Here is a 9,218-nt window from a genome sequence, read left to right on the forward strand (position 1 = left end):
GCCCGTTCCAGCCATGTAATCCACGCGCGCAACGACTCGACCTGGAGGCGAATATGAGCACCACCCCATCGTCCGCCTCCGCGGATTCGACCACCGAAGCCACGGCCCAGTCGCCTGCGCGCCAGTACATCGACGCGGTCCTCGAACAGTCCTTCCGGCATCTGTTCGGGCCGACCGCCACACCGGAGCAGCCTCGCAAGCACGGCGTCGTTTCGATCGCGAAACTGACGGCCGCGCTTGCCGAGTATCTCCCTCCGGAAGAAATCAAAGAGGTCAAGGCGGCGTTCCACTTCAGCGACGAAGCCCACCTCGGTCAATACCGCCAGAGCGGCGAACCCTACATCACCCATCCTGTCGCCGTCGCGGAAATCTGCGCTGGCTGGAAGCTCGACGCGCAGGCCGTCATGGCAGCGCTCCTGCACGACGTGATGGAAGACCAGGGCGTGACCAAGAGCGAGCTGGCCGAACGGTTCGGCCCGAAGGTCGCCGAACTGGTCGACGGCCTGTCGAAGCTCGACAAGATGGAGTTCCGCAGCCGCGAGGAAGCGCAGGCGGAAAACTTCCGCAAGATGCTGCTCGCGATGGCACGCGACGTGCGCGTCATTCTCGTCAAGCTCGCCGACCGCCTGCACAACATGCGCACGCTCGGCGCGGTGCCGATGGAAAAGCGCCGCCGCGTCGCGCGGGAAACGCTCGACATCTACGCGCCGATCGCGCACCGCCTCGGGTTGAACAACACGTATCGCGAGCTGCAGGACATGAGCTTCGCGAACTTCAACCCGCATCGCTACGCGACGCTCGAGAAGGCCGTGAAGGCCGCGCGCGGCAACCGCCGCGAAGTGATCAGCAAGATTCTCGAGGCCGCGCAGCGCGCGATGGCCGATGCGAAGATCGACGCCGAGATCACCGGCCGCGAAAAGACGATCTACAGCGTGTACCGCAAGATGCGCGACAAGCAGCTGTCGTTCTCGCAGGTGCTCGACGTGTACGGTTTTCGCGTCGTCGTCGACAGCCCGCTCGACTGCTACACGTGCATCGGCGCATTGCATGCGCTGTACAAGCCCGTGCCCGGCAAGTTCAAGGACTACATCGCGATCCCGAAGATCAACGGCTATCAGTCGCTGCACACGACGCTCGTCGGCCCGTTCGGCGCGCCGATCGAGTTCCAGGTGCGCACGCGCAAGATGCACGAGATCGCCGAAGCGGGGGTCGCCGCGCACTGGCTGTACAAGAACGGCAGCGCGGATCTCAGCGATGTGCAGAAGCGCGCGCACCAGTGGCTGAAGTCGTTGCTCGACATCCAGAGCGAAGCCGGCGATTCGAGCGAATTCCTCGAACACGTGAAGATCGACCTGTTCCCCGACGCGGTCTACGTGTTCACGCCGAAGTCGAAGATCATGGCGCTGCCGCGCGGCGCGACGGCACTCGATTTCGCGTATTCGATCCACAGCGATCTCGGCAACCAGTGCGTGGCCGTGAAGATCAACAACGAGCTGCTGCCGCTGCGCACCGAGCTGAAGAGCGGCGACATCGTCGAGGTGATCACCGCGCCGTATTCGAAGCCGAACCCCGCATGGCTCGGCTTCGTGCGCACCGGCAAGGCGCGCTCGGCGATCCGTCACTACCTGAAGACGATGCGCCTGAACGAATCGGTGCAGCTCGGCGAGCGGCTCGTCGACCAGAGCCTGAAGGGCTATGGTCTCGCGCTGGCCGAAGTCGAGCCGGAAGTGTGGGAGAAGCTCGTGCAGTGGACGGGCAACAAGAGCCGTCAGGAAATCTTCGCGGACATCGGCCTCGGCCGTCGTGTGGCCGCGGTGATGGCCAAGCGCATCGAGGTGCTGATGAGCGGCCGCGATGCGGACGACGATCTGCCGAAGTCCGAGCGGCATCCCGCGCACCATGCGCCGCCGGTCGTGATTACCGGCACCGAAGGGATGTCCGTGCAGTTGTCCGCGTGCTGCCGGCCGATTCCGGGCGACGCGATCATGGGCTACATCGGCATCGGCCTCGGGATGGCGATTCATACGACCGATTGCCGCGTGGCGCAGCGTATTCATCGTCGCGATCCGGGCCGCTGGATCGACGTCGAATGGGCGCCGCAGCCGGGCCGCCTGTTCGATGTCGCGGTGAAGGCGCTCGTGAAGAACACGAAGGGCATCTTCGCGCGCGTGGCAGCGGACATCACGTCGGCCGACGCGAACATCGTGCATATCGCGATGGACGAGGATCTGACACACGAATCGACGGTGCTGCGTTTCGTGATCCAGGTCAGCGACCGCGTGCATCTCGCGAACGTGATGCGGCGCGTGCGAACCAATCCGGATGTGATGCGGATCATGCGCGAGCGTTCGACCGACGACGGCGCGCATGCGCGCCACGACGGCGGCATGCGTATCGAGCGCGAGCGGCAGGATTATTGACGCTTGCCTGGGCGATCGATCGACGGCGGCCAATGGCCGCCGTTTTCATTTGTGCTGCTTGAAGGGGGGAGCGTTGCGGCGTGGCTTGCGTTGTTCCGGAAAGGAGCGCTGCGCAACCGGGTAGTGCCGTGAGCGAGGGAGGGGGAGCCAGAAAAGAAAAAGGGCCTTCCCGGAGGAAAGCCCTTTTAAGGTGGCGCGGCTGGCAGGATTCGAACCCACGACCCCTTGGTTCGTAGCCAAGTACTCTATCCAACTGAGCTACAGCCGCACGCAAAACGGTACTGCTTGACTGTCGGAACCTTCTGCGATGGGAAGGCCCCCAAAAAAGTGGCGCGGCTGGCAGGATTCGAACCCACGACCCCTTGGTTCGTAGCCAAGTACTCTATCCAACTGAGCTACAGCCGCACGCAAAACAAAACTTCTACTGCTTCGAACTGAAAGGGCCTTCGGTTCAGAAGGCCCTCGAAAAAAGTGGCGCGGCTGGCAGGATTCGAACCCACGACCCCTTGGTTCGTAGCCAAGTACTCTATCCAACTGAGCTACAGCCGCACGCAGAAGCGAAATTATAGCAGGGTTGTATAAAAAGGGAAGCCTTATTCGCGAATTGTTCGGCATGGCCTTGCCGGGGCGCCCTTCGTGTACCCTTGGAGCATCAGTCATCCATGTTGAATCCGCATCATGAACAAGGCGTTTGTCAAAGAGTCGGACGGCGACGACGACGATCTCGACCAGGCCCAGCCCGCGATCCCGGCGGGTGCGAAGAACTACATCACGCCGGCCGGCCACAAGCGGCTGCGGGACGAACTGCTGAACCTGATCGACGTCGAGCGTCCCGAGGTCGTGCGGCTCGTGTCCTGGGCCGCGTCGAACGGTGACCGGTCGGAGAACGGCGACTACATCTACGGCAAGCGGCGGCTTCGCGAGATCGATCGCCGCATCCGCTTCCTGACAAAGCGGCTCGATCTGGCCGAAGTCGTCGATGCGAGCCGGCAGGAGAATGTCGACCAGGTCTTTTTCGGCGCAACGGTCGATTACGAGACACCGGACGGCGATGATCACACGATCACGATCGTCGGGATCGACGAGGTCGACCTCGATCACGGCTGCGTCAGCTGGATTTCGCCGGTCGCGCGTGCGCTGATCAAGGCGAAGATCGGCGATACGGTGATGCTGATGACGCCGGCCGGCCCGCAACCGATCGACGTACTCGACGTCCGTTACCCGGCGCCCGGCAACGCCTGAGCGACGCTCGGCGCAGCCCGGCAAAGAAAAAGCGCCCCGATGGGGCGCTTCGTCATCCTGCGTGGCGCGGATGTGCCGGTCGCTCAGAAGCGATGGCGCATGCCGGCCGTGACCGCGATCTGCTTGTTGGTCGATGACGCGGCGCCCAGCCCGTTGATGTTGGCGCCGAGATCGAGGCCGTCGTTGTTGACCTTCTGGAACTCGCCCTGCAGGTAGACGTCGGTGCGCTTCGACAGCGCATAGTCGGCTTGCAGGTTGAACTGGTGCCAGGTCGGCTTGTCGCCGGCGAGGCGGCCCTGCGTGTACGTGTAGGAGCCGGCGAGCGACAGCGCCGGCGTCAGCGCGTAGCGGCCGTTGAGCTCGTAGTTGCTGAAGCGCGCGGTTCCGCCGAGGCCCGTGATGCCGCCGGACACGCCGGACTGCCCCGCGCTGATCGCACGGATGTCGGTCAGGCGCGTCTGCGTGAACACGAAACCGACCGTGGCCGGGCCGAACCCGTAGTTCAGGCCGGCACCCCAGGTGCGCTGCACGCGCGACGCGAAGGTCCAGTCGCCGGTCACCGCACCCGGATCGGACGCGGCCTGCGCGAGCGCGTTCACGTCGCTGTTCAGCTGCAAGTAGGCCGCGGCGAAATTGAAGCCCAGGTAGCTGTACGACACGCCGCCGCTGTAGGCGCGGTTGTTCGCGAAAGCCGTCGAGTTCGAGAACCCGTACAACGCACCGAACTTGAGGCCGCCGTAGTTCGCGCTCTGGTACTTGACCGAGTTGTTGATCCGGAACGAGTTGTTCAGGTTGTCGTTGTCGAACGGGTGGGCGAACTGTGTGCCGCCGTACTGGGTACCGGTCAGCGACAGCGGCCCGAGATAGTCGACGACGCTGTCGTACTGCCGGCCCAGCGTCAGCGAACCGTAGCTGCCGTGTGCGAGGCCGACAAACGCTTGCCGGCCGAATTCGCGGCCGTTCTGCTTCAGCGCGCCGTTATTGATGCCGAAACCATTTTCCAGCGTGAAGATCGCTTTCAGGCCGCCGCCGAGATCTTCGGTGCCGCGCAAGCCCCAGCGGCTGCCGTTGACCGAACCGCTCGTTTCCTGCCAGGCGCTATGGCCGTGCTGATTGTTCGTGTAGGTGATGCCTGCGTCGATCAGGCCGTATAGCGTCACGCTGCTTTGGGCATGGGCTGCCGAAACGAATACACCCGACAACGCGGTGACGATCAGGGTTCTTTTCATGGATCTGTCTCCAAACACGATGATGTCGATCGAGCCTGCTGCAGACTGGCCTGTTTTGCTTGACGCTGTGGTCGGTTCGGCAGAGCGGCGGTGCGCTTATCCAAGAGCCAACTGCAGTGTACGAAGTACGCGGAGCGGGGGAGGCTTACGCTTTAAGCAATAATGTGTTTTGGAATGCGCAAAGATCCTCGAGGTGGCGCAAACGATTGTCCATCAAGGGTTTGCGGCAATGCAGCGAAGGAAAATGGAGATCAGGATTCCGTAACGGGCGTTGCGCGATCGCGACAGGCAATCAGCAGCAGGCGGGGGCCCTCATAGCGCGATTATTGACACATCGGCAATAGAGGTTTGTGTGGAGCATGGATAATGAAAGGTTGTTATGTCGCTATACTGCGATCTCTGCTTTCCGAAGCAGACTTTTTCGTTGACGGAAAAGATCTCCAAACCTTTGTCGGCGCGACTTCCCAGTCGCGCTTTTTTTTGCCCCGCCGCTCCGCGTGCTACTGCGCTTGCGAGCGCCGCCTGCGCTGGCGCTTGGCCGCAGGCGCGGCCTCCTTGTCTTCGGTGGGCGGCGGCGTGTATGTCCAGTCTTCCATCACGTAGTGACGGGCATCGAGAGGCGATGCAAGCAGGTTCTGCCAGTGATCGCCGTGCCAGGTCGTATCGAATTCGGTGTCGCACGGCGCTTCGCGCGCGGACTCGGCCAGGGCGCGGGACTTGCGGCGTACGCGTCCGAGCCGGCTCGCGAAGCGCTTGATTCCGTCCAGCCACATGACCTTCTCCTTCCTTCCGGCGTTGAGTGAGCATCGCAACGTCCCCGCATTTCCGCAACCCGGAAAAAACCCGAGGATTTTACCGAGCTGATTTGTCCCCGGTAGGAATTTCATGGTCGAGATTATCGACACTCTGATCCCGGTAATGTTGACAGGTTTTTGACGTGAATCAATTAATCAAAGGCGATGGTGTACCGATTCCAATGGCATTAACGATTTTTTGATAAAGCGATCGTGAAAAATTTCCTTGACGCACCCGGATTGTCCAATTTATAAAGTCAGCACTCCGTCCTCGGGCGGCGTGCTGGTGCGGGTGCTGGCGCAATGTTTCGGGATTTCGGGAAACGGCTATAAAAATAGCTTTTTTGATCTAAACGAGTGGGGAACGAAGACATGGATACCGGTATCGTGAAATGGTTTAACGATGCTAAAGGTTTTGGCTTTATTACGTCGGACAATGGCGGTGAAGATTTGTTTGCGCACTTTTCCGAAATCCGGATGGACGGCTTCAAGACGCTGAAGGAAAACCAGCGTGTTTCGTTCGACGTGAAAGTCGGGCCGAAAGGCAAGCAGGCAGCGAATATCCAGGCGGTCTGACGCGCCACGCATTGCCGATCACGTCCGGCCCCCGCATTGCGGGGGCTTTTTGTTTTCCGGGGACGGAACATTCCGGTTCGGGCTGGCCGCGAACCCGGATGCCGGTGCATACTCACGGAAGCATCGTTTCCCCGTCTTTTCATGTCCGATTCCCCTCGTCCGTCCGATCCCGCCAGCGAACAGCCGCTCGTTTTCGTCGACCTTGAAACCACCGGCGGCTCGCCCGCCGAGCACCGCATCACCGAAATCGGCGTGGTCGAAATCGGCCCGCTCGGTGTGTCGACGTGGACGACGCTCGTCAACCCGGGCCAGTCGATTCCGCCGTTCATCCAGCAACTGACGGGCATCTCGGACGAGATGGTGCGCGACGCGCCGGCATTTGCGTCGCTGGCCCCGGCGTTGTTCGAGCGGCTCGACGGCAAGCTTTTCGTTGCGCACAACGCGAGCTTCGACCGCGGCTTCCTGCGGGCCGAATTCGAGCGCGCCGGCTTGGCATTCAATCCCGATGTGCTGTGTACGGTGCGATTGTCGCGTGCGCTGTTCCCGCGTGAGTCGCGGCACGGGCTCGACGCGTTGATCGAACGCCACGGTCTCGTACCGGCTGCGCGACACCGGGCGCTGGCGGATGCCGACCTCCTGTGGCAGTTCTGGCGCCAGTTGCACGACATCGTGCCGCTCGAGCGGTTGCGCGACCAGATCACGCGCACGACGCGCCACTTCCGTCTGGGCGGCGACCTGACCGAAGCCTGGCTCGATACCGCGCCGGCCGGATGCGGTGCGTACGCGCTGTTCGGGGAGGACAACACGCCGCTGTATGTCGGCCGCAGCGTGCGTGTGCGGCAGCGGCTGCGCGCGCTGCTGACGGGCGAGCGTCGCTCGTCGAAGGAAATGCGGCTGGCGCAGCAGGTGCGGCGTGTCGAATGGCGCGAGACCGGCAACGAGCTGGGGGCGATGCTCGCCGAAGCGCAATGGATTGCCCGGCTGCGTCCGTCGTACAACCGGCGCCCCGCGGCCGACACAGTCCGTGCCGGCGATGCGCCCTGGCCGTTCGAAGGCGCCGTTGCGTTCGAGGCGAGCGGCGAGCGCCGCCTGTTTCATGTGATCGATGGCTGGCGCTATCTCGGTGCGGCGGAATCGCTCGACGCGGCTGCGCGGCTCGCGGCCGACGGGACGGACGGCGTGTTCGAACCCTTCACCCACCGCCTGCTGCAGACGCATCTTGCACGCGGCCTGCAACTGATTCCGCTCGCCGCGCTCACGCCCGCGGGGCAAGCGGGTTAATCGGGCGCGGCGGCGCGCTCCGCGCCCGCTGCGTCGGCCGATCGCGCTTGCGCCGCCGGCCGAGCAGACGTGCGACAGCGCGGTATCGAGGGCCTGCGTCTGCTTGGAGTCGTAGCGCGTGAGCGTCTTCCAGTTCGCGATGCTGCGCGCGAGCCGCGCCTGACAATCAGGTGCATCGCGCAGCGGCGCAACCTGCGCGAGCCCCGCGAGCATTTTCTGCGTCAGCCGGTCGAGCGCCGGGCGCGTGCTGGTCGCGAGATCGGGCGGCGTGCCTTCTGGCGGGCGCGTCGCGCGCCAGGTTGCGAACAGCGCGTTCTGCACATCCTTGCTCGCGCTGATCTGATCCTCGAAGAACGTCCGCGCGAACGCGGGATCGACGCCGGCCTGTGCCGCGCGCTTCTCGACCGATGCGAGCAGCTCCGCTTCGCGCGGCTGGTCCTCGATTGCCTTGTGATTCGCCCATTTCCATCGGGCGACCGGTTCGGCGAGCGCGAGGCGCTGCGACGCGAGCGCGACGATGTTGGTGAGGGCGGTGTCGTCGCCGTCTGCACGGGCGATGCGCGGGGACGAAAAGAGGGCGACGCCGAGCGCGGCGACAGCGAGGCTGGCACGAATGGCTTGCTTCATCGGAACGATCGGGAGAGCCGGGCGGGCCGGACGTGGAAAACCAGAAGGATAGACGAAGACAGTCGCGCGGCGTAGCGCAGCGACCGGAGAATCAGCCGGCGAGCTGATCCGGCACCGTCAGGCTGTTGCGGCCCGGGTGCGAGGCGAATTGCGCGCAATGCGCAGTGATGGACCGCACGATAGCGATGATCGACACGTGGCGGTTACAGAACCGGACAGGTGTTCACTTCGGCGAGTACAGCTTGTGCTGCTCGTCGAAGAATGCCCGCACGTGGTCGGGCAACTCGGCGAGGAATTCCACGCCGACGGGTTCCGGATCCGGGCTCATCACTTGCTCGGGCGGTGGCATGCGAGTTGGTCTTTCGTCCATGGTCGTTTCTCCAGCAGGTTCGATAATTATCAACCTCGTGCTCGGATTTATGCCAGTGGCGAATCGTTAGATTTTGTCTCTGTTGTATTAACGGCACATGCGCTCTGACGCGCGCTGCGATGCCGACTATTGCATCGTGCGGAATCGGCAACAATCGGGCCGCTTGCTATACTTGCGCGCACTTTTTCCTGGACCGCGATGAGACGAACGACGCGATGGATCGGCCTCGTATGGCTGGCGCTGGTACTGAATGTACTGTCGCCCGTCATCGGCTATGCGCGTCTCGCATCGAGCGGCTCCGGCGCGCTCACGCTCGAGTTGTGCAGTGCAGCGGGCGCCCGCCAGGTCGTGCTCGCGCAGCCGGACGGCGATCACGATACGTCGTCGTTCGACCATGCCGGCGTGCCGCACTGCGTGTACTGCCCCGGGTTCGCGTCGAACGTCGCGCTCGGCACGAGCCTGCCCGCGCTGCCGGGCTTCGTGCGGACGTTCGCCTATCGTGCGGCCGCTCCCGTCATTCCCGATTGTCCCCGCAAGGGCATCCGTCTCGCGCAGCCTCGCGCCCCGCCTGAAAACGCTCCGATCTGATTGATGTCGTCCGCGCGCCCCGGTGGCGTGCGTGCCGCCCGTGGCCGGGCCGCGTGCCGCGCCGTCCGTGCGCGGCGCGCGCTCGCGTCCG

8 protein-coding genes, 3 tRNA genes and 1 pseudogene are annotated in these 9,218 nt (G+C 63.6%); 5 read left to right on the top strand and 7 right to left on the bottom strand.

Annotation, left to right across the window (positions count from 1 at the left end):
- Nucleotides 1–53 precede the first annotated feature (53 nt).
- Nucleotides 54–2,420, top strand: coding sequence for a bifunctional (p)ppGpp synthetase/guanosine-3',5'-bis(diphosphate) 3'-pyrophosphohydrolase (locus G3N64_RS27775; RefSeq protein ID WP_205786810.1), 2,367 nt, complete (start codon nucleotides 54–56; stop codon nucleotides 2,418–2,420).
- A 191-nt stretch (nucleotides 2,421–2,611) separates the two neighbouring features.
- Here G3N64_RS27775 and G3N64_RS27780 read toward each other — a convergent pair.
- The 3 genes from G3N64_RS27780 to G3N64_RS27790 form a co-directional block, all read right to left on the bottom strand.
- A tRNA-Arg gene (locus G3N64_RS27780) sits at nucleotides 2,612–2,688 on the bottom strand.
- Nucleotides 2,689–2,748: 60 nt separating this feature from the next.
- A tRNA-Arg gene (locus G3N64_RS27785) sits at nucleotides 2,749–2,825 on the bottom strand.
- A 67-nt stretch (nucleotides 2,826–2,892) separates the two neighbouring features.
- Nucleotides 2,893–2,969, bottom strand: a tRNA-Arg gene (locus G3N64_RS27790).
- 129 nt (nucleotides 2,970–3,098) lie between these two features.
- Between G3N64_RS27790 and greB the strand changes: the two genes are divergently transcribed.
- The gene (greB, locus tag G3N64_RS27795; protein ID WP_205786812.1) at nucleotides 3,099–3,662 is read left to right on the top strand and encodes a transcription elongation factor GreB; all 564 of its coding nucleotides are present in this window, start codon (nucleotides 3,099–3,101) and stop codon (nucleotides 3,660–3,662) included.
- A gap of 83 nt (nucleotides 3,663–3,745) precedes the next feature.
- Here greB and G3N64_RS27800 read toward each other — a convergent pair whose 3' ends face one another.
- Both G3N64_RS27800 and G3N64_RS27805 read right to left on the bottom strand, forming a co-directional pair.
- Complete coding sequence (locus G3N64_RS27800; RefSeq protein WP_205786814.1) at nucleotides 3,746–4,891, bottom strand: porin; 1,146 nt, start codon at nucleotides 4,889–4,891, stop codon at nucleotides 3,746–3,748.
- Nucleotides 4,892–5,391: 500 nt separating this feature from the next.
- Nucleotides 5,392–5,664, bottom strand: a complete 273-nt coding sequence (locus tag G3N64_RS27805) for a hypothetical protein (protein ID WP_205786816.1) — start codon at nucleotides 5,662–5,664, stop codon at nucleotides 5,392–5,394.
- A 393-nt stretch (nucleotides 5,665–6,057) separates the two neighbouring features.
- On the opposite strand from G3N64_RS27805, the gene G3N64_RS27810 reads away from it, so the two are divergent.
- On the top strand, nucleotides 6,058–6,261 hold the full coding sequence (locus G3N64_RS27810) for a cold-shock protein (RefSeq protein WP_006476615.1): 204 nt from the start codon (nucleotides 6,058–6,060) through the stop codon (nucleotides 6,259–6,261).
- 141 nt (nucleotides 6,262–6,402) lie between these two features.
- Nucleotides 6,403–7,542 (top strand): exonuclease domain-containing protein, encoded by a 1,140-nt coding sequence (locus tag G3N64_RS27815; protein WP_205786818.1) that lies wholly within the window; start codon nucleotides 6,403–6,405, stop codon nucleotides 7,540–7,542.
- Between the two features lie 36 nt (nucleotides 7,543–7,578).
- On the opposite strand, the pseudogene G3N64_RS27820 reads toward G3N64_RS27815, so the two are convergent.
- Both G3N64_RS27820 and G3N64_RS27825 read right to left on the bottom strand, forming a co-directional pair.
- Nucleotides 7,579–8,169: pseudogene (locus G3N64_RS27820) on the bottom strand (chorismate mutase); the annotation flags it as partial.
- A gap of 223 nt (nucleotides 8,170–8,392) precedes the next feature.
- Complete coding sequence (locus G3N64_RS27825; protein WP_006756195.1) at nucleotides 8,393–8,539, bottom strand: hypothetical protein; 147 nt, start codon at nucleotides 8,537–8,539, stop codon at nucleotides 8,393–8,395.
- 198 nt (nucleotides 8,540–8,737) lie between these two features.
- Between G3N64_RS27825 and G3N64_RS27830 the strand changes: the two genes are divergently transcribed.
- Nucleotides 8,738–9,127 carry a DUF2946 domain-containing protein gene (locus G3N64_RS27830; RefSeq protein ID WP_205786820.1) on the top strand — a complete coding sequence of 130 codons (390 nt, stop codon included), beginning with the start codon at nucleotides 8,738–8,740 and terminating at the stop codon, nucleotides 9,125–9,127.
- Nucleotides 9,128–9,218 lie beyond the last annotated feature (91 nt).

It is taken from the genome of Burkholderia sp. Ac-20344, from assembly GCF_017104975.1.
Taxonomy (GTDB): Bacteria; Pseudomonadota; Gammaproteobacteria; order Burkholderiales; family Burkholderiaceae; genus Burkholderia.

Excerpts from the sequence above, each read along its gene's own strand:
- G3N64_RS27775 (WP_205786810.1), top strand. The coding sequence starts at position 54 with ATGAGCACCACCCCATCGTCCGCCTCCGCGGATTCGACCACCGAAGCC.
- greB (WP_205786812.1), top strand. The coding sequence starts at position 3,099 with ATGAACAAGGCGTTTGTCAAAGAGTCGGACGGCGACGACGACGATCTC.
- G3N64_RS27800 (WP_205786814.1), bottom strand. The coding sequence starts at position 4,891 with ATGAAAAGAACCCTGATCGTCACCGCGTTGTCGGGTGTATTCGTTTCG.
- G3N64_RS27805 (WP_205786816.1), bottom strand. The coding sequence starts at position 5,664 with ATGTGGCTGGACGGAATCAAGCGCTTCGCGAGCCGGCTCGGACGCGTA.
- G3N64_RS27810 (WP_006476615.1), top strand. The coding sequence starts at position 6,058 with ATGGATACCGGTATCGTGAAATGGTTTAACGATGCTAAAGGTTTTGGC.
- G3N64_RS27815 (WP_205786818.1), top strand. The coding sequence starts at position 6,403 with ATGTCCGATTCCCCTCGTCCGTCCGATCCCGCCAGCGAACAGCCGCTC.
- G3N64_RS27825 (WP_006756195.1), bottom strand. The coding sequence starts at position 8,539 with ATGGACGAAAGACCAACTCGCATGCCACCGCCCGAGCAAGTGATGAGC.
- G3N64_RS27830 (WP_205786820.1), top strand. The coding sequence starts at position 8,738 with ATGAGACGAACGACGCGATGGATCGGCCTCGTATGGCTGGCGCTGGTA.